General features: G+C 32.1%; 25 protein-coding genes. 23 read left to right on the top strand and 2 right to left on the bottom strand.

The genetic code is table 11. The features are described 5' to 3' along the window. From Q2T76_RS02055 to Q2T76_RS02035, 5 genes are read left to right on the top strand one after another with little or no spacing between them, the layout of a single operon-like run. Positions 1 to 666 (top strand): hypothetical protein, encoded by a 666-nt coding sequence (locus tag Q2T76_RS02055; RefSeq protein ID WP_302083640.1) that lies wholly within the window; start codon positions 1 to 3, stop codon positions 664 to 666. After that, positions 659 to 2047 (top strand): O-antigen ligase, encoded by a 1389-nt coding sequence (locus Q2T76_RS02050; protein WP_302083638.1) that lies wholly within the window; start codon positions 659 to 661, stop codon positions 2045 to 2047. Before Q2T76_RS02055 ends, Q2T76_RS02050 begins: the two co-directional genes overlap by 8 nt. Continuing rightward, positions 2040 to 2801 carry a hypothetical protein gene (locus Q2T76_RS02045; protein WP_302083637.1) on the top strand — a complete coding sequence of 254 codons (762 nt, stop codon included), beginning with the start codon at positions 2040 to 2042 and terminating at the stop codon, positions 2799 to 2801. The genes Q2T76_RS02050 and Q2T76_RS02045 overlap by 8 nt, the downstream gene beginning before the upstream one ends. Before the next feature lie 60 nt (positions 2802 to 2861). Continuing rightward, positions 2862 to 4337 (top strand): helix-turn-helix domain-containing protein, encoded by a 1476-nt coding sequence (locus Q2T76_RS02040; RefSeq protein WP_302083635.1) that lies wholly within the window; start codon positions 2862 to 2864, stop codon positions 4335 to 4337. 15 nt (positions 4338 to 4352) lie between these two features. Continuing rightward, positions 4353 to 4718 carry a MarR family winged helix-turn-helix transcriptional regulator gene (locus tag Q2T76_RS02035; protein WP_302083633.1) on the top strand — a complete coding sequence of 122 codons (366 nt, stop codon included), beginning with the start codon at positions 4353 to 4355 and terminating at the stop codon, positions 4716 to 4718. A gap of 37 nt (positions 4719 to 4755) precedes the next feature. On the opposite strand, the gene Q2T76_RS02030 is transcribed toward Q2T76_RS02035, so the two are convergent. Beyond that, a complete protein-coding gene (locus Q2T76_RS02030; RefSeq protein ID WP_302083632.1) occupies positions 4756 to 5661 on the bottom strand; it encodes an LCP family protein in 906 nt (301 codons plus the stop codon). A 144-nt stretch (positions 5662 to 5805) separates the two neighbouring features. Here Q2T76_RS02030 and Q2T76_RS02025 point away from each other — a divergent pair, with 144 nt between their 5' ends. The 3 genes from Q2T76_RS02025 to Q2T76_RS02015 all read left to right on the top strand — a co-directional run bounded on the left by Q2T76_RS02025 (position 5806) and on the right by Q2T76_RS02015 (position 9289). Further along, positions 5806 to 6915: a hypothetical protein gene (locus Q2T76_RS02025; protein WP_302083630.1), complete on the top strand. Its 1110-nt coding sequence runs from the start codon at positions 5806 to 5808 to the stop codon at positions 6913 to 6915. A gap of 260 nt (positions 6916 to 7175) precedes the next feature. After that, a complete protein-coding gene (locus tag Q2T76_RS02020) occupies positions 7176 to 8537 on the top strand; it encodes a GHKL domain-containing protein (RefSeq protein WP_302083628.1) in 1362 nt (453 codons plus the stop codon). 2 nt (positions 8538 to 8539) lie between these two features. Continuing rightward, positions 8540 to 9289, top strand: coding sequence for a LytTR family DNA-binding domain-containing protein (locus tag Q2T76_RS02015; protein ID WP_302083626.1), 750 nt, complete (start codon positions 8540 to 8542; stop codon positions 9287 to 9289). On the opposite strand, the gene Q2T76_RS02010 is transcribed toward Q2T76_RS02015, so the two are convergent. Continuing rightward, complete coding sequence (locus Q2T76_RS02010) at positions 9278 to 10084, bottom strand: helix-turn-helix domain-containing protein (RefSeq protein ID WP_302083624.1); 807 nt, start codon at positions 10082 to 10084, stop codon at positions 9278 to 9280. The two genes, Q2T76_RS02015 and Q2T76_RS02010, sit on opposite strands and share 12 nt — an antisense overlap. A gap of 165 nt (positions 10085 to 10249) precedes the next feature. Between Q2T76_RS02010 and Q2T76_RS02005 the strand changes: the two genes are divergently transcribed. The 15 genes from Q2T76_RS02005 (at position 10250) to Q2T76_RS01935 (ending at position 19966) form a co-directional block, all read left to right on the top strand. Next, on the top strand, positions 10250 to 10933 hold the full coding sequence (locus Q2T76_RS02005; RefSeq protein ID WP_302083622.1) for a DUF443 family protein: 684 nt from the start codon (positions 10250 to 10252) through the stop codon (positions 10931 to 10933). 73 nt (positions 10934 to 11006) lie between these two features. Further along, the gene (locus Q2T76_RS02000; RefSeq protein WP_302083620.1) at positions 11007 to 11474 is read left to right on the top strand and encodes a hypothetical protein; all 468 of its coding nucleotides are present in this window, start codon (positions 11007 to 11009) and stop codon (positions 11472 to 11474) included. Between the two features lie 12 nt (positions 11475 to 11486). Further along, positions 11487 to 12071 (top strand): hypothetical protein, encoded by a 585-nt coding sequence (locus tag Q2T76_RS01995; protein WP_302083619.1) that lies wholly within the window; start codon positions 11487 to 11489, stop codon positions 12069 to 12071. Next, entirely contained in the window at positions 12061 to 12738 is a 678-nt protein-coding gene (locus Q2T76_RS01990) for a DUF4176 domain-containing protein (protein WP_302083617.1), read from the top strand. The genes Q2T76_RS01995 and Q2T76_RS01990 overlap by 11 nt, the downstream gene beginning before the upstream one ends. 45 nt (positions 12739 to 12783) lie before the next feature. Continuing rightward, a complete protein-coding gene (locus Q2T76_RS01985; protein WP_302083615.1) occupies positions 12784 to 13275 on the top strand; it encodes a hypothetical protein in 492 nt (163 codons plus the stop codon). A 2-nt stretch (positions 13276 to 13277) separates the two neighbouring features. Beyond that, a complete protein-coding gene (locus Q2T76_RS01980) occupies positions 13278 to 13763 on the top strand; it encodes a hypothetical protein (protein WP_302083614.1) in 486 nt (161 codons plus the stop codon). 2 nt (positions 13764 to 13765) lie between these two features. Then, on the top strand, positions 13766 to 14284 hold the full coding sequence (locus Q2T76_RS01975; RefSeq protein WP_302083612.1) for a hypothetical protein: 519 nt from the start codon (positions 13766 to 13768) through the stop codon (positions 14282 to 14284). Between the two features lie 41 nt (positions 14285 to 14325). Beyond that, on the top strand, positions 14326 to 14988 hold the full coding sequence (locus Q2T76_RS01970) for a DUF443 family protein (protein WP_302083610.1): 663 nt from the start codon (positions 14326 to 14328) through the stop codon (positions 14986 to 14988). 15 nt (positions 14989 to 15003) lie between these two features. Next, on the top strand, positions 15004 to 15651 hold the full coding sequence (locus Q2T76_RS01965; RefSeq protein WP_302083609.1) for a DUF443 family protein: 648 nt from the start codon (positions 15004 to 15006) through the stop codon (positions 15649 to 15651). Positions 15652 to 15661: 10 nt separating this feature from the next. After that, on the top strand, positions 15662 to 16096 hold the full coding sequence (locus Q2T76_RS01960; protein ID WP_302083608.1) for a hypothetical protein: 435 nt from the start codon (positions 15662 to 15664) through the stop codon (positions 16094 to 16096). 77 nt (positions 16097 to 16173) lie between these two features. Continuing rightward, positions 16174 to 17349, top strand: coding sequence for a hypothetical protein (locus Q2T76_RS01955; RefSeq protein WP_302083606.1), 1176 nt, complete (start codon positions 16174 to 16176; stop codon positions 17347 to 17349). A 13-nt stretch (positions 17350 to 17362) separates the two neighbouring features. Continuing rightward, complete coding sequence (locus Q2T76_RS01950; protein WP_302083605.1) at positions 17363 to 17761, top strand: hypothetical protein; 399 nt, start codon at positions 17363 to 17365, stop codon at positions 17759 to 17761. A 2-nt stretch (positions 17762 to 17763) separates the two neighbouring features. Further along, positions 17764 to 18501: a hypothetical protein gene (locus tag Q2T76_RS01945; protein ID WP_302083603.1), complete on the top strand. Its 738-nt coding sequence runs from the start codon at positions 17764 to 17766 to the stop codon at positions 18499 to 18501. 5 nt (positions 18502 to 18506) lie between these two features. Next, positions 18507 to 19226, top strand: a complete 720-nt coding sequence (locus Q2T76_RS01940; RefSeq protein WP_302083602.1) for a hypothetical protein — start codon at positions 18507 to 18509, stop codon at positions 19224 to 19226. A gap of 5 nt (positions 19227 to 19231) precedes the next feature. Beyond that, positions 19232 to 19966: a hypothetical protein gene (locus Q2T76_RS01935; RefSeq protein ID WP_302083600.1), complete on the top strand. Its 735-nt coding sequence runs from the start codon at positions 19232 to 19234 to the stop codon at positions 19964 to 19966. Positions 19967 to 20041 lie beyond the last annotated feature (75 nt).

The raw sequence follows: 20041 nt of genomic DNA, 5'->3' as shown, positions 1-20041 counted from the left end.
ATGAAATTGAATTTTAGAAAACGATCAAAGAACAGAATTTTTGAAGGATTCAAAAAACGTTCTGTGAACTTAGCATTTTCACAAAATAGATTAGTTGATAAAAATAATATTTTGAAGATAACTGAACGATTTTTTGCAAATGAAGACAACAAAGTCTTGTTAGTGTCGGCCAATGGAAAGAAGAGTGTGGGAGTGAATTTTGCCAAAAATTTAGGCGGTGCAAGTAGTAGCCTAGGCAAGAAAACTCTATTAATTGACTGTGATTTTAACGATTACGGACTAACAAAGAGTTTGCAATTTAGTAAGTCTTCAATGGGATTGACTAATGTATTAAGTGACCCAGAAGCAGCTTTGAATGCGATCAATACAGTGAATCAACAATTACAGGTTCTAACAGTTGGTTCAGTGGTTGATGAGAATCAATTCATTTTAAAATTTCAAAACTTCAAGAAGTTAATTAATATCTATCGAGATTATTATGACTTTATTGTCATTATTTCCGCCGAAGACAGAGACTCATTTCTTTCGGAAATTATGTATCAAAGCACCGACCAAGTAGTTCTGGTTACCCCAACAAATGTAGAAAGAAAATGTGATTTAAACGCCTTTAAAAAGACAGTAACTGAACAGGATAGTGAGTTCATGGGAGTGGTTTTTAATGACTAGTTCTCAAACCAAATATCTGGCATTACTTCCGATATTGTTAATTTGTTTATTAATAGGGGTGTCACCAGCACGATTTTGTATTATTATAGTCCTGATAGATATCATTGGAATTTTCTACTTTATATCTCGTAGACAAATAGATTATTCATTTTTTTTAGTAACCCTAGCAGCGGCATTCTGGGGTCCTTACTTAGCTATAGCAAGTGTACCATCGTTATTTTTATTTCGTCTTTTACTACCAATTCACTTGGGATTGTTTCTATTAAATTATCGAAAAAAGGCAATAAATAATGAGTTCAAGTATATTGTTTTAGGTTTAGCAATTTGGATATTATTTTCAGCGGTGACGATCTTATGGTCGGATTATCCTACAGTTAGTTTGGGATCGCTGTATTTTGAGTTTGAAATTGCTTACTTTATTTTATTTTCTGTTTACTATTTTGACAGTTTAGTAAGAATAAAAAAAGCAGCCATAGTTCTATCAATTAACTACTGCGTGATTATGTTGTATTCGTTGATTGGAGAATATTTCTTAGAGATTCATTTGAAATTTTCAACGGCATACACCAGTGGTTACGATACAAGACCGACAGGGATGTTCGTCAATACTAATGATTTTGCGGCGTTTATCAGCATGTTTTTTTTGATTTTCTTATTATCATTGAATCGAAAAAAACTCTGGCAACGTATTTTTGCTGTTATTTCAACAACAGTATTATTGCTAATTGATTTATTGCTCATCATTCAAACTAATTCGCGAAGTGGCTTTATTGCGTTTATCTTTATCTTGCTTTTGTTATTTGTGAAATATAGCAAAACGCAGAATGTGATATTCATGATGATGATTGCAGTGGTTGGGATGTTTTTTCGCCCCAATAACTCCAAGATCGTTGATATAAGCACTTTAATTACGCGAGTGGAAATGACGTTTTTAGGCAAAATGGATTCGACTGCTGAGCGAATGAGGATTTATAAATATGCACTTCATTCGATTGCTCATCACCCATTTGGTGTAGGAGTAGGCAGTTCACAGAAGCACGTCTTCTATCTATTAAATGGGTATATGAATTTACCGCCAGGCAATAATCAAAGTATGGGAATGCACAATTTTTTGTTAGCGATTTTGTTTGATACTGGTTTTATTGGACTGGCTGGATTTGTGATTATTTTAATTTATATGTGTTATCGAGCTAGTAAGTTATTTCTTTCAACCAGTTCATACGTATTCAGCTATCCACTATTAACGCTTATCGGTTTTTTCGCTGCTTCAGTAGGGAGTAGCAGTATTTTCGAAATGCGAACAGTCTGGATTGCCTTTGGATTAGCCGTGGCTATCGTTATCAATCGAGAGCAAATTTTAAAAGGGGGTCAGTATGTTTAAAAGAACATTACTGAAAATTTATTTTCAACTGAAAAGTAAACGTTTTACTTTCAAAAACACAAAGTTAAATTACATTTATCAAAAACAAAATGATAGTTCGAACTTAGTAGTTGTTTTTAGCGCTTTTCCTAGAACCGGATATGAAGCAACATACAATTATCTAAGAACTTTAGAAAATACCAAGACTAATAAACTCTTTATACTAGATAATTTTGGTTATCAAAAAAGAGGCTGTTATTACTTAGGTGAAAATGGAAAATTAAATGTTCAAGAAGCTGTTGTTCAGCTAATTGAAAAAATACAAAAAGAGAATTCATATACAACAACAGTTTGTGTTGGTTCGAGTAAAGGTGGATATGCCGCTTTAATGTTTGGAAGCTTAATTGGAGCTGATTATGTTATTGCGGGAGCTCCTCAGTACTTTCTAGGGAACTATCTAACAGATAATCCAATTAAAGATCCAATACTAAGAAGTATAGCTGGGAATAATGACCAGGCATCAGTTACTGAATTGAACGAACTGCTGCCCAATTTAATTAAGAATAATTCGCATTTTAAAAAGGTATATCTACATTATTCGCAGTTCGATCACACATATCCAGAGCATATCAAAAGTCTGATTGATGATTTAAATGATATCAATGTTCCAATTGAGATAGATCAACAAGACTATCAGATTCACCAAGAAATTCGATATTGGTTTCCTGATTTCTTGGTTAAATCATTGGATAATATTTTTTATAAAGATAGCTAATTTTCATTCTTTTAAGTTGAGTTTTAGGGGACTTGTTTAATTGATTAAGAGGGGAAAATTATGCATTTATTTTTAGAAAAAGATGATGAGATAAGGCTGGTGATCGTTAAACAATTTAGCAATGCAGTAAATCAGTGGTTAACCAGAAATGAGTTAGCCAAACTGGTAGGTGTAAGTCAGAAAAAAATATCAACATTGATAAATAGCATCAATGATGATTTAGCTAATGTTTACGGCGAAAAAGTATACGCAATAGAAAGTTGCAGCGGTAAAGGATATTGTTTAGAAAAAGGGCCCGCAACTTTCAAAAAATTAGAGATTTATTATTATAATCGCTCTCTAGCCTTTCTATTTATCAAAAAAATATTATTTGATCAGAAAAAAAGTACTATTGAATTTTGTTTAGAGAATTACACTAGTTTTGCTACATTGAATAGAAAACTTAGAAGAATAGCACCAATTTTAAATTTGTATGATTTGAAATTGAATGTCAGTAAAGGACAACTACAAGGGAAAGAAGTCCGTATTCGACAGTTCTATTATGAAGTACTTAAGAATATTTATGGAACTTATGAATGGCCAATTAAAGCTATTGAGAAGACAATTCTTGATCAACAAATTGAGCAATTGAACGTAGAAACAAAATCCGAATTCAGTTTTGTCGAGCGCTATATTATGGAAATATATTTAGCGATTGCGGTTATCCGTATTCGTCAACATCACTACGTTGATTCTGATTTTGCTGAATATAATTGGCTAACCAACCATCCGCTTTATGAAATTGTTCATCATTTTGTGAATTTACAGTTTAAACAATTAAATGAAACGGTATCTGATTTAGAATCTGAGTATTTAATATTCTTGTTCATAACTTCTATGAGAATTGATAGAAGTGAAGATGCGGTAAAAAAAGAAGTAGCATTCTTTAAAGACAACAATATTAGAGAATACATGTTGGTTAAAAGGTTGCAAAATAACTTAATAGCTCATTACGAAAATGAAAAACAGCTTAAGGCAGAGCAATTAGCATATATTTTGACTCGAAGAGTTATTTTACTCGAAAACTTTGGCCATATTGATGATATACAGGAAATGGAAACTTATTTAAACAAACAACAAGATAAGTATCCTAAATTCTATAGTTTCGTTAAAGAAGCAGTTTTTAAACTAATGAGTGGTGACTTGAATTTTTATCAAATGGAACAATTGTTAACAGAAATTATTCCAATTTTAAAAGTCAATATTCCGGTCGCAGAATATGAAAACCCAATCAAAATTGGATTGTTTTACGAAACAGGGACCGCACAACAATATATAGCTCAAAACAAAATTGTTGAACAAATAAATAGAAAAGTTATTTTCGAAACTAATGAACAGAATTTAGAAAATATGGACATTATTATTGTTGATGAAAAGAATTTTCAAGGAATCAAAGAGCAAGTTGATCCAGATGTACCAATCATTTCTTTTGACAGTGTGTTTAATGATAATTCAGTTAATAAATTGAGTAGGGCAATAGAAAACATGGGAAGATAAGCGAGGTAAGTTATTGTGACAACGGGATGTAATGATGCACGCAGTTGGTATTTGGAAAATATCAAAATTATGAATAAAATGAACAATTTCACCAATAATTATGGTCTAGGTTTTATGCAATACTGTATGTTAGAAATGATTTCTAAAAGCACTTTTGAGACTCCCTCACACTTGTCTGAGGAACTACAAATGGCAAACACTTCAATTTCTCGAGCTATTAAAAAAATGAATAGTAAGGGACTAATTGAACGCTTGGTTAGTGAGTTCGATGATACGAGAAGAATCAAAATAACGATAACCAAGCATGGAGAACAGGTTTTACAAAAAATCGATAAAGATTTGAACGAAGAATTTTTAAAATATTTTAATGAATTTGTTTAAAAAAGCTCTCGCTATTATTAAATAGTGAAAGCTTTTTTTATTTGTAGTCGAGTTGTTCTTTTAAAGTTTTGGAAGTTTGAGCAAGTGTATTATCAGAAATAACTTGGAATGAAAGACCGTTAATCATTTGGCCATCAGTCTTTAATTGATTGTTTTGGAAATGATTGACTGAATGATAATTACTTTGAATTTTCGTCATATCATCAAAAGTAAGATTTGTCTTCATATTTTCGCCAACTGCTGTTAAGAAGTCATTGTATTTGGTTAACATTCGAATCGAAATAGCTTTTTTGAAAATAGCTTCGATAACTTGTTGCTGGCGAAGTTGACGACCGAAGTCCCCACGAGGATCATCATGTCTCATTCTTGAATATTTTAAAGCCAAGTCGCCATTCAATTCATTTTTTCCTTTTTTGAAATGATGACCACCAAAATTGAAATCGAGATCACTATTGACACTGATTCCACCAACAGAGTCAACTAGCTGCTTAAGACCATGCATATTAACAAGAACATAAAAATCCACCGGAATATCAAAAGTATCCTGAACGGTGTTGATAGCAAGAGGAACACCGCCATAAGTATATGCAGAATTAATTTTGACACCATCATACTTAGGGATGGTTACCAGCGTATCACGTGGAATACTTAACAAGTTGGTTTTTTTGGAAGAAGGATTAACAGTTGCCAAAATCATGGTATCAGTACGGCCTTTTTCATGACGACCAAAATCACCAGTGTCGGTTCCCATTAATAGGACGGAAAAAGGTTGCTTGTCCTTTAAGCTAACATCAATATAACGTTTGTTTTTTGCATTACCCTTACTTTGATAAATCTTCGAACTAGTATTTTTCACTTCATGATAAACAAAAGCTCCATAAATACCAGCACCAAGAGTTATCAAAAGGATTATTGCTAAAAGTATTTTGAATGTTTTCTTCATTAGTACTATATCCTTATCTTCGCAGTTTAAGTACAGAATATAATAATATCTCAGTTCTAATCAATGATACTTAACCTGGTATTCTAAAAGTGACTCTTTCAAGATATGTATGAGATAATCACTTCAAGAAGGTGAGGTGTTAATATGAATAAGTTTTACGATAATTTCGAACAATTGACTCTTACGACTAAGATTAAAGATGCTCAAGACAGCTATTACAGTTTCGAAGGCACTATTTTTTATGGTGAAAAAGGTGGCCAGTTGCCTGACAAAGGCTGGATAAATAGTCAGTCAGTTGAGGATTTGAAGTGGGATGGGGGTGTTTTGTATCACAAAGTTTCTGGTGAATTGAGAGATCCTATTGAAATGCAATTGGATAAGAAAACTCGTTATATTAACACTTCTGTCCAGAGTGCTTTTCATTTGTTGGATGGTTATTATGACAAGTTAGGTTTAAAACTAACGGAAGTGAACGCCAATCCCAGCAATCAATGGTATGAAATTAATACCAAAGATGTAGATGAAACAGATCTGCGAAATGTCGAACAGTGGATGAATGATATCATTCAAGCTGACATCCCTTGCACCTTTAGTTATGTTAAAGGTAGTGATTATCCAGATCCGACTTACCAGAAATTTGATCAAGTTCGACTAGTTCATTTTGGTGATATTAATACCCAACCTTGCGGAACTCTTCACGTGAATCGTACAGCGCAAATTCAAAGTTTTGTGATTACGGGAACGGAGCCAGTCCCTAACGGCACGAGAATACTAATTACTACGGGTTGGGTAACTGATGAGAAGCTACAATTGGATGAAAAAATCCTCAAAGAAACTTCCACTGTTCTAAGCGCTTCTAAAGATAGTATTTCTGAAAAAATTCAGGAAATAGTTACTAAGAATAAACAACTCACTAAGCAGCTCAAAGCTATGAAGATGGAAGTGTTAAGAATCAAGGCTCAAGAACTTGCCAAGAGTTCTGACTCAATTATCCAAGCTAATGTAACTGATGCTGGTGATTTCAATGCTTTAATTCCGTTAACAATGAAAGAAGTTAATGATGAAAAGCTAGTTCTGGCAACGCTAGATAATAAAACATATTTTGGAATTATATCGCCGAATGGTAAAGCCCGAGAGATATTGGCAAAATTCCAAGAAAAAATTGAAGTTCGTGGTGGCGGTTCTCCCAAGGCAGTGGCTGCGAATACAGAAGCAACTTCAGATGAAGTAATTAAAAAATATGAAGAAATGTAAAAAAACCTCCGTTTTGGAGGTTTTTTATTTAACTGCATCAATAATGAACACCTTCCATTTTTAAAGTTAGGAATATCTGTCATAATTTAGTTGTGATATTATTAATATAGATATTTCTAATAAAACTAATAGGTTCTTTTTAACGGTTGATGTTAAAAAGAATACGATTAGTGTACGGAGCATGTTTTATACTGAGTTATGATATTTTTTATATTATAATTTAGGCATGAGGTATTGGAGTAAGTTTGGGGTGGTGCTAGATGTTAATACCAGAAATAAAAGGTATGACAATTCAATTATTTACAATGATTCTAGTCTTCTATATTTTTGCGTACTTTTTTGATAAAAATGTAAATATAATGAAACGATTGGTAGTTTCAATAGTACTAGGAACTATCATGTCGGCAATAGAGCTTGTTTGGAACGCAGCGAGATTTGAAGAGTTAATGACGATTACGTTCACAGCAATTGCCTTTATCTGGCTAGTAAACTTTGAATTAAAACAACCATTACTAAGATATGTTAAGGCAATAATTAGTGGATTTGCTGCATATTTAATTGTAAAAATTAGTGTAGTTCTTACAGAGTTAATCATTGTTTATGGTTATCGATTTAGTGGTGTCGGTTATTTTTCTGACAAGGTATTCACTTGGGGTGCAGCAATTTCAAGTATTCTCAGCATGTATATTCTGAGTGGACTATTATTTTTGCTAGTAAATAAGGTAGTTAAATTAATGAACTCCAGATTCACAATGAATCGTCGATTAACTTACTTATTTGCACTGCTGATAGTCATTGCTGGTGTTTCGACTTTTTCAGTCGATGAAGCTTTTAGATTAACCAATGCTTCCATGCGGCTTGCTTGGGTTGTAGTAGTAACTATGTTAGTTATGTTTGCAATTTTGTCATTTGCTGTCTGGATGTTTGCTAATGCCACAATTAAAGAGCAAAAGTTCGAGAGCGAGCAAGAAAATGTGCGTAATCTTGAATTATATATGAGCACCTTAGAAAACAACTACAATGAAGTTAGAAAATTTCGTCATGATATCAAAAATGCTTTGTCGGCACTCAATTATCGTATCAATGAATATGGAGACAAAGAACTAATTGATGATGTGCAGGATCTTCTGAAGGAATATAATTTCAATGTAATGTCAGATCAGCGAATCGACGGTCTACAATACATCAACAATCCATTTATTAAAGGGTTAATCTTCAGTAAATATCTTGAGGCACAGACCAAAGGGATACAGTTCGACATCGAAGTATCGACTAAAGTACTTCAAGAAGATGAGAAATATAGTGACGAGTTTAGAATTTTAGGAATTATTCTAGATAATGCGATTGAGGCTGCAGCAGAGACGGCTCAGCCAAGAGTTACAATCGGAATTGAGAATATTGAAGATGGGCATAGTTTCTTAGTAGTTAATACAATCAAGAATTCAGATGAAATTAATCTCGAAGATATTAGTCAAAACGGTTATTCCTCAAAAGGACCTAATCGAGGACTGGGACTAGCTACTGTTAAAGAAATTACCGATAATAGTGACAATATTTTTATTAATTACAAAATCGAAGATGAGAAGTTTATTGTTAATTTAAGTGTCGACGAGGGGATATAAGCATGAATATATTTTTCTGCGATGATCAAAGACAGTTTATCAAACAGTATAAACAACTAGCTGAGAATTACTTGAAGGATAATTTTAAAAATATCAAAAGTAACGTTTTTGAAGTTGAGTCAGGAAACGAACTATTAATTCTAGCAAGAGAATCTGAGACAGTGGGTGGGATTTATTTCTTAGACATTGATCTTGGACCAGATCAAATTAATGGTATTCAACTGGCGGTTGAAATTCGTAATCTTGATCCTTATGCAGAGATTGCTTTTATTTCGACACATGATGAAATGATGAAAGAAACCATCAAGCAAAAGGTTAATACGTTGAATTTCATCTACAAAGAAGATGGCGAAGAAGTTGTCACTAGAGAAATTAAAGAGACCATCCATGCAGCAATTATGCATAATGAATCGAAGATGGAAAACTATACACCGAAGGTATTTACGGTGAAGTTCAATGGAATTTTGCGGCAAATTCCTGAAGATGCTATTTATTACTTCGAAAAACTAAATAATAGTGCTAGAAACAAATTGATTTTACATACTAAAAACGAACTTATTGAATTCAGAGGAACCATGAAAGAAGTTCAAGCAGAACTACCTGATTTCATTCAATGTCATCAGAGTTTCTTAATCAATAAGAACAATGTGAAACAAATTGATTATCGCCGAAAAAAAATAATCTTCTCTAACGACATCACCTGTGATTTCGCAGTGAGAAAACTAGGTGAGTTGAGAAGATTATTCGGCTAATTGTTTGAAAGTTGTAAGTGCGGAGGTGACGAACTCATAATCGTCAGCTCCTTTTTTTGTGTTCTGTAATTTCAATTCAAGAACTTCAACCATGTAGTGAACTAGCACAGTTTGACGACTCCAGGAAATTGCTAAATTGAGAAGTTTCTGAGCCTGTTCTGCTTGATTGTGATTTAAGTAGAATTTTACCACTTTGATGATTGAAAATAGCAATCTAGGTAAGTGTTCACTCTTAATCTCCGCTACATCAATTAGTAGTTGATAGCTCTTATCAAAGTAGAAGCTAGCCAGACTTTCATTATCACTTTCGGCATCATAGATAATTCCCATGACCGTGTCGAAAAGAATAGTCTCAAAGATGTCTTCAGAAGAACTATTTTGTGAGAATTGAGTGGAATAGAAAATAGCAAGATCAGTATTGTTATTTTCTATAATTTCAATATAACTACGCCACAAATATAGAATTGCAGGAACTCTGGTTTTGGCATCTTCCAAATCGAATTTTTGTAATATCTTTTTGGCAGGATCAAAGTTACCTTCTAAGAGCTCGTGTTCAGCTGTGGTTACGTCATCAGTTATTTTAATTGGGTTAGGAATGGAATCAAACTCGGTAAATAATTCGTTCAAGTCCATATTCAATTTAAGACAAAGCTGGGTCAAAATTTCAGTAGAAGGGGGAAGATTTTTTCGCTCCAAATTACTGATGGTGAATTGCGTGCAAATGCCATCAGCAAGTTCAGATTGAGTAATGTTTAGATTTAGACGTTTTTTACGTATTTTTTCTCCAAGAAACATATTGTGCTCCTAAAAAGTACAGGTTATCTATCAAATTATATACGAATAGTGCCAAAACGTCTACGAAGTTCACTACCCCCTTTTATTTCATTTAAAATATGATATTTTCAATATAATAGTAGAAACAAATTAGTAATGGTTCTTATAGGATTTGGGGACAGAACAATGAGTGAGAATAAAAGACTGCCATTCGTGGTGGAAAAACCAGCTAAGAATAGAAGATATAAATTAATTACTATCCAAGGAAAGCATTATTTAATGGATAGTGATATACCAATAATAATGACTATCATATTTCCTTTACTTAGTTATTTTTTTAAGCATGTTTGTGTAGAAATAACGAAAGAAGAATATGCTAGAATATTTAATTTTGCGGATAATCCTGATTCAAACAAATTTACTAAAGTAACCATCACTGCAGGTTCGGTAGGAATGATTGGATACACTGGGTCACAAGGTCTTTATGATGACACCCGTTTTCTTGAGTTCAATAATCTATCTATAAAAATAGGCTTATATATCGCAGGACTTTTAGGATGTGTGATTTATAAAATAATCTATCATAAAAGACATCAATTAGATGAAATAATGTTAGATCAAAGCAGAAAGAGAATTGTAATAAAAAGAATATATCCAGCAGAATACTATTTTTTACCCAAAATAGGTTTGTACATCGTGCTTGTGTTTTTCTTATATGGCATGTTGTACGCTGAGACTACAATTCAAACGGTAAACGTAATAATTATGTCAATGCCGGTATTCTGTTTTGCCATATTATTATTTTTCAATGAAAATATGTGGGGATTTGAGAATGGGGAATTGATTTTAGAAGACAAGGAAAGTACCTAGATTTTAATTTGTTTCTGTAAAGGTTTATGACTGTACTGGATAAGTTATATACATATTGGGAGATGAGTAAGGGATGTTAAATGGAAATAGTAAATTCGTAAATAAATTATTAATATTTTTAATTGTTGTAAGTATTTTAGATATCGCCTATGAAGGAGTAAACAGAGTCATTAGAGAACGTGAAGAACAAAAAATTCATGCATTGGTTCAAAAACAAGTAGAAGAAAGTGAAGCGGAGACAAAAGAAAGCAAAACAGCTCCGTTATCTGAATTTGATCAAACGAAAAAATGGCGAAATGCCGATTTTAATAGCATTAAGTTAGCAAAAAAAGTTGGTGGTAAATATGTTGGAGGCATCACTGTTCAAGAACTTGTCGATAGGTTTGGAAAACCAAGCACGGAGCATGGAAGTATCCTCGATTGGTACAACGGTGACAGAGAAGTAACTAAGGACTATGTGGAAGTAACAACTACTGGTGAAGAAGATTGGGAAAAAGCTCAAGTGATATCCATTAACAATCAACTAATAACAGATAAATAGTGGGGCAGAAAAGTGAATTATATTATAGGGATTATTTTTATAGTAATAGGAATTATGTCAATTAAAAAAATTGATAACTATATAAATGAAGATAGAGAAAATCGAAGTTTTAAAAATTCAAAGACCAATAAAATTGTTATGTTAGGATTGATTCCATTTTTTGCCGCAGTTGTTGGAGCAATGCTTTTATTTGTTGGGGATTTGAGGTTGTTTGAACAGGGATGGGGTTTGATAGTTGCTTCAATTATTTTAATAATATTTGGGTTATATCAAGCAGTATTGAACTTTAAAGCTGCTAAAAAAGCTAAGAAAGAAAATACCAATCTCGATGTTATAAAATTCAATTATTTTACTAGACAGACTGTGAGTGTATCTCTGTATGAGACTAACTTAACATGGGGATTGGCATGGGCAGTATTTGCAGAACTTTTAGTGATAAGGAGCATTGACCAACCTTCTGTGCTTGCCATGGTACGAATACCATTAGTTATCATAATTATTTTGAATTTTTTAGCTGCTGCTTATTTACCAAATTACATTACGCGATGGTTTGCTAATAAAGCTGTTGGAAAAGGTGGATTTAATCATGAAAAATAACGAATTATATCCAATTGGAACTGTTATGAAAATTGGTGACGATAATGATGAAGTTGTCATTATCAGTCATATGATTGAAAGAAGAAATGGAAGAACCTCTCAATATGGAGCAGTTAGATATCCACAGGGAATCATCGATAGCGACTTCATTTATTTTAACGAAGATCGAATTAATGAAGTTCTTAAAATCGGTTATCAAGAAGACGAACAGTCAATTGCAATAGAAACTACAACCAAAAACAATTATTATCCAGTAGGAACTGTAGTGAAATTAAGAGAAAATAACGAATTGATAATGATTGCTCAAAGAAATGTGACTTCTAGAGATAGATTCAAGCATTATAGTGGAATTAGTTTTCCTAAAGGATATGTTGATGGCGAAGAGTTAACTTTCTTCGATGATGAAGAGATAGCCGAAGTTCTTTTTAGTGGTTACGAAAGTGACGAAGATAGGGAACTTGTTAAGATAATAAAAGATAAAACCGTAATTGGTGGTTATGACAGCGAAACACCGATGTTTAAAAATTCAAAAATTGGTGTGCCTATCTATAGTAAAAAAATCGTTAAGGGAGATTTTGAAGCTGAGTCATACCGAAGAGGAAAAGTCTTTGCACTTCTTTTCTCCTTGTTATTCGTACTTACAGTAATCAGATCTTGTATGAGATAAATGATAGCTAGCAATCTAGCAGATGAAAAATAGAGAGAACAATTTATGACGAAGAAAACGAAAGTAATCATAGCAAGTATTTTAGTAATTATCCTAATAGTAGGGTGTATCATTTTCTTTCCAAAGAAAAGTGACAGACTGACAGTTACTGATATTCACAATCATGTCGTGCTGGGAAAGACTACTAAAAAAGACTTGGAAGAAAGGTATGGAAAACCAAGTAAAATTAATACAAATAAAAAGGAAGTTTCTGAAATCAGGGACTATTGGAACGGTGATTCCGGTGAAGGAACACTTAATGATCAACTTGACGACTTAGGCTATTGGGAGTCACTTAAGTTTGACAAAAATTTTCCCAAAAAGAATGTTAACGGATATGAGTTTTATGTACAGTGTAGTGGAAAGAACTTAGGAGTTAACTATGTTAGATTCTTTTTCTGGAAAGATAGAGTTTACGATATTCAATTTGGAAATAAGATAACAAACGAAAGTGCTGCAAAAAGAGACAAATATTTGAAACAAATATATGGTGATTAATCATGACGAAGAAAACAAAAATAACCATAATAAGTATTTTAGTAATCATTCTGATAGTGGGATGTATCATCTTCTTTCCAAAGAAGAGTGATAATTTAACTCTCACTAATATTCAAAGTAATGTAATCCTCAGTAAAACAAGTGAAAAAAATTTGAAGCAGTTGTATGGAAAACCAAAAAAGAGAAATACTAATATTCATGATGTTAATAAAAAATATTATTACAGTGATGGGTTAGAAGGAACTATTAACGATAACTTAGATAATTATTGGAATGAGATGAGGTACGATAAGAAGGCACCACTAAAGGACACTCGTAATTATGATTATTATTTAGAATATTCTGGTAAAAACTTAGGAGTTAACTATGTTAGATTCTTTTTCTGGAAAGATAGGGTTTACGATATTCAGTTTGGGAATAAAATCGTTAATGAAAATGCAGCTAAAAAAGATAAGTATTTGAAAAAAATCCTACCTTATGAGGGCTAATCATGACAAAGAAAGTAAAAATAATCGTAACAAGTATTGTAGTAATTATTCTAATAATGACAGGATATTTCTTATTTTTCACATCAAAAAGTGACAGATTAACAGTTACTGATATTCATGACAAAGTAATTTTTGGTGAGACCACAAAAAAAGATATTGAAAATAGATATGGGAAACCAAAAAAAACGAATAGAAATATTAAGAAGGTTAATGAAGTTTTTGAATATTGGAATGGATACGAAGGTGGAGTCAATTATATGTTGGAACAAAATACAAATTATTTTGAAACAGAAAAGGCTGATCACAGTAGCATGAAAAAGTACTTTAAAAGCATAGAAAATGCAAAATCTGATATTTATTATGATAGTTATATAGAGTATGAGGGCAAAAACTTAGGAGCAAATTATGTTCGCTTCTTCCTTTATAAAGGAATGGTTCGTGGAGTACAGTATGGAGGCGAAATAACAGACGATGGCGTTGCCAAAAAAGATAAGTACTTAAAGCAATTATATGGTGATTGATTATTACAAAGAAAATGATGATAGAAAGGAGATAACTAACAATGACGGAAATTGAAGTGCAATCAGAGCCATTAACTGGTAATAAACGCTACATGATTTTGAACACAGCAAATAAACACTATTTAGTTGACGTTAATAGACCATACTTTTTGCTTCAGTTATTTCCATTTCTAATATTATTCATCAAACATAGATGTTATGAAATTACACCGAAACAATGGAACGAACTTTCTGGACCTTTAACTAGTCAGAATCGACAATGGACGACAGGAGAAACAATTACATACACTGCCGCTGCAATGTTTATTTTTCCATCACAGTTTATAGTTCGATATTTTGATGGATTCAACATTAATGGCCGGGTATCTCAATTTGTTGCTTTTGTTTGTGGAATTATTGGATTAGTAATTCTTCGTTACTATTCAATTCACAAAAATAAACTCGATGATAGTTACTTGAATGAGAAGAAGATGGTTTATGCAAAAATTCGATATTCATCTACCGATTTCACGAAGTCTCTTTTTAGATTTATCTTTATAACACTCGTTATTTCATTAGTGATAGCAGGAAAAATTGCCGATGTTAAAGGTAGTATTCTCTTAACAGTTTTAACATTAGTCTGGATTTATATTTACAGTATAATGAATGAACATTTCTGGACTTGGAAGTGGAGTGAAGAAACATATTTAGAAATTGATGACTGATGGAAGGTGTTCAAAATGAGTAAAATTGAAGTGCAATCAGAGCCATTAACAGGCAATAGACGTTACATAATTCTTAATACAGCGGACAAACACTATTTGGTTGATGTTAATATGCCTCCATTTTTGATTCAACTATTCCCGTTTCTAGTATGGATTGTTCGCCATAAGTGTTATGAAATAACAACAGAACAGTGGAATGAGTTATCAGGGCCTCGAGTTGGGCAAAGTAGAAATTGGACTCCTTGGGAAACTGGAATGCTTGCTATCGGGGCGAACTTTTTTATTACGCCACGTTTAATTCAATATACAAATGTTTTTAAAATTAAGAGTTGGTATATTATCTTTTTTTCAGGAATAGTTGGATTGGTAATAGTTCGCTATTTTTTGATACATAGAAACAAAGTAAGTGATAGCTATTTTGATGAGAATAAAGTATTGATTGCAAAGATTAAATTCGCATCTGTTGATACATGGAGTGTAATTGCAAAATATATTCTGATAGTAGTAGCTGTTCTGGGGATACTTTATATAAATTATGTATATGCTAAAGATAGTCTTGTTACTACATCTCTTTCACTAGTCGGACTTTTTATTTACAGCATGATTAATGAAGAACTTTGGAAGTGGAATTTGAATGAAACATATTTAGAAATTGATAACTGAGAAGAAGATGATGAAAAATAAAAGAGTTACTTTAATTGTCCTAAGCATGGCAATGGTTTTTGTATTGATTGCTGGAGTAGGAATAGGTGTGAAAATTCATATGAATAATCAACTAAAACATGAAAAAACCGAGGATAAAAAGCTAGAAGAAAAGCAGATAAAATTTTTGAAAGAGCACGAACAAGAACTAATTCAATATATTAAATATGAAAGACCCAAAGTTACTAGTGTTAAATTTGATTGGAATTCAGTTGACATTCAACCTGTGGGTGGAGCTTTCAATAGAAATAGTCTCTCCGTTACTGGAAGAGTCAACACCATTAAAGGTGTTGATGATAATGAATTCTCGCTAATGATGGATGTTAATGATAATGACGAGTTACCTAATCTTGAGACTGTAGAGTTTACTATGACCGGTCAAACTCTCGAAAACTATAAAGATTAAAAGGAATAAAATCATGAGGGAATAGTTTTGGAACTGTTATGAAGCCTATTTAGAAATTGATAACTGAGGAGAAGATGATGAAAAATAAAATAATGAAGTATATGGGAATTGGTGCAGCAATAATTGTGGTGATTGGAATTATTTGGGGAATAGTCGCTAATCAGAATAATCACGCTAATAAGCAAGCAACACTAAAATTTGAGAAAGTAACTGGCAAGGATGCCAAAATAATTCATGATGACGTTCGTTCAATGTTTGGCATGGGTCCGATGAAAGAAGGCTCAGAACTGGGAGTTGGGTATAAACCAGGTGCTTACAAAGCTGAAAAAATTAATGATCAATATGGATTATATATAGCAACAATGAGAGGGAAAAAGCTTTCATTAGATGGTACAAAAATTAATAGTTATATTGGTAACAAATTTTATTCTGATGTATACGGTTATCAAAAAGAAGACGAAGACTTCGTCGGTACTAATTCCGCCTTTGATTTCTATCAAGATTTAATTAAAGAAGTTGGTTCATCTGATACAAATAGTATTATGCTGGTCGATATTTCTACTAAAAAAGTTGAATATAATAAAATCCGCAAAATTTATCGAGTTGAGGCAACTGGAGAAACCACTTGGATTCCGATGGATCACGGTGGGCAAAAGATGCCTATAGTAATGTACTTAGATAAGGACTTCAATATTACTGATATTTATTATGGAAAAACTTTCGCTAAGATGAAGGGTAACTTGAGCCAAGACAAGATTCAAAAAGGCCTTCAGGGAATAAATGATATTCAATATGATATCCATACAAAAAAAGTAAGTATGGATGATGCTATTGAGCAACATAAAATTGGTCAACAGATTGTTGGGAAGAATCAAACAGAGCCATGGTTAATGTCACATCAGGTCTTGTTAAGTTATCGTGCTAAAAACTATGCTGATGGTAAGTTAGTTAAGAACTTAATACCAGTTACTGATGCCAAAGGTAATTACACAAATCAAAAAGAATTCGATAAGGCACAAAAGAAAATTACTCAAGCTGAAGAAAAAGAAGCCGGTGGCAAAATTAACGAAGATAAGCGCATGATTGAAAAAGTTGATTCAGTCGAATTTGACAACAAACGTCAGTTAACAAAAGTAAAAACGACTGTCACTGTGACCTTGAAGAATGGGAAAAAAGGAAGTTACAAACAAACATACTTCCTAGATGAAAACTATCATATATTAGCAAGCTACGTTGGAGCAAAACAACCATAGTGAAGGATGAAAAATGAAGAAAAGAACACAAATAATAGTCTTTGTTGTTTCATTACTGCTGATAGGTGGAACTGGAGCGGGATATATAATTCATAAACATAACGAAGCTCAACAAGAACAAAAAGAAAAAGAATTAAAAATAATTGAAGATGAAATAGTTGCAGATTTGGCCAAAAGATATAAAGGAATAGAGGCGGTGCAGTTTGAAGAATATTCTATAGCACCAACAGGAATGTTAGATATTCCGTGTGTAATCAATAATAAAAAAACAATTACTATTAGATATCAAATGTATTTAAACGAAAAAATGCCAAGATTTGCAGGCGGTTATAATTTAGAAAAATTAAGGAATGGAAGTTCAGATTTGAACAAAATTAAAATAGTTTATAACTTTAAAGAATTTGGGAAATAGACATGTTTAGGGATGAATTTGAAAAACAAAATGAATTACAAGTTCTTAAAATTAAAAATATCAAACGGTTTAATGTATTGAAAACTGAAAAAGGTGACTATTATTTAACTTCGGTGCATATTCCTTGGTATGGGATTTATAACTTCTTATTGCCAGTGAATAAACGATATGCCATGAAATTAAAAGAAGAGGAATTGAGCAAGCTGGAATTGATTGATACTGATTACACAAGTAATAATAAGGATTTTGCTTTGCTTGGATTGTTTGGAATTTCGTTTATATTTCTACAAATTCTTGATGTTTTAATTAAAGAAATGTTTCGTGGATATAGCTATTTGGCAGCTATTTTGATAGGAATAGTACTGGGAATTGTAATTGATTGGCTTTTAACTTTGAGAGAAACAAGGAAATTTACTTCACTATATTTCACTATAACGTATACATATAAATTAAAGGTAAGGAGCAATAAATGGTTTAGAAATTGTTTCTTACCGCTCGTTTTTTTAACTGTATATCCCTTGTGTACTTTGGCAGGATTTAAAAATGGGCTTTCAACAACAATTGCTCAAGAGATAATATTTTTCTATTTATTTTATGGGACATTAGGGGAGATGAAAACAATCCATGAAATTGGCCCTAATGTATATGGAGGATTAAATAGAGTTAGAAAATGGGGCAAGAGTGAAAAATTAGATTTTGAAACATCAGAATTATTGTCAGTTGAGAAAATTAAAAGGTAAAACAGATGTTTACAGACGATATAGATGAGAAAAAGTACCAAGCCCAAATATTTAAAATAAAAGGCATTAAGAATTTTGTAGTCATTAAGAGCCAGCAAGATGACTATTATTTAACTTCGGCTTTAATTCCTTGGTATGGATTTTATAATTTTTTGTTGCCAGTAAATAAAAGGCGAGCTATGAAGTTGAAGAATGAGCAAGTAAATGAACTTGAGTTAATAGACACTGACCATACTAATAGCAATCAAGATTTTAAAATTGCTGGTTATTGGATACTGGCATTGTTTATGTCTTTTGGCATATACCAACTATACAAATACGGCTATTTAGAATCGATCCTTATCGGTTTAATAATTGGCATAGTAATTAATCGATATTCATTGATTAATGATAGGAAAAAGAACAATATACTTAGAGATTTTTCTCCTGACAATATCTTAAAAATAAAAAGTAATAATCTTTTTTCAAAAATGAAAAATTTAATTTTAATACCTATTATTCCAGTTCTAGCCGAATTAAGTAGATCTCCTGGGTCAGTAACCATAGTTGCTTCAGTCATTGTTTTCTTATCTAATTTTTATGGATCAGTTGGTGATATGAAGACAATTAAAATGATTGGGCCAGGAGTTAATATTAGTTTTCTAAATTGGAGTAGGTGGGGAGAAAAAGTAGAGGTAGAATTTGAACCACCTTTATTATTGTCAGTTGAGAAACTTAAAAGGTAAAACAGATGCTTACAGATAATAATTACAATTATCAAGAAGAAAAAAAGCAAAGAGCCCAAATATTTAAAATAAAAGATATTAAGAATTTTGTAGTCATTAAGAGCCAGCAAGATGACTACTATTTAACTTCGGCTTTAATTCCTTGGTATGGATTTTATTACAATTTATTATTATCGATTAATACAAGATATGGAATGAAATTAGATAAGAAAAAGTTGAATGAATTACAGTTGGAGGAAGAAGCGATTTCGACAAATACTAGAGATGCATTTATTATCTTAGGATATGTGCTCTTAATTGTTCCATTTAAATTGATTCAGAATTATGTTTTCTTAAATATAGGTTGGTATGGTTATCTAGTAGCCTGGATATTAGCAATCAGTATTGGCATGGGGTTTAGATTCATTTCAATTAAAGGAGATAAGAAAAAATCATCTGTTGTTGGTGAATTTAAAGTTGATCATATCTTGAAAATTAAAAGTAACACGAAAAGAATGATTTGGATTTTAGGTGTTTTTATTGCATCGGTGGGAATTTATAATACAGGAATTCCTACTATTATCTATTCAATTCCACTTTATTTTGATCGGTTTTATGGGTCAATTGGTGACATGAAAACAAAACGTTTAATTTTACCTAATACTTTAGGAAGTCTTTATAACATCACTAAAATTGGAGAGATAGAGAAAATCGAATTTGAACCACCATTGTTAATATCGATAAAGAAAAGTGATGAATAATATGTTGATCTAAAAGACAGAATAGAGAAACAAAATGCAAAGATTCAAACCCAGTTGGACACAGCTAAAGATTCT

The sequence above is a fragment of the Lactobacillus sp. YT155 genome (assembly GCF_030504545.1).
Taxonomy (GTDB): domain Bacteria; phylum Bacillota; class Bacilli; order Lactobacillales; family Lactobacillaceae; genus BQUT01.
This window is presented reverse-complemented; position numbering and strand designations above follow the sequence as displayed.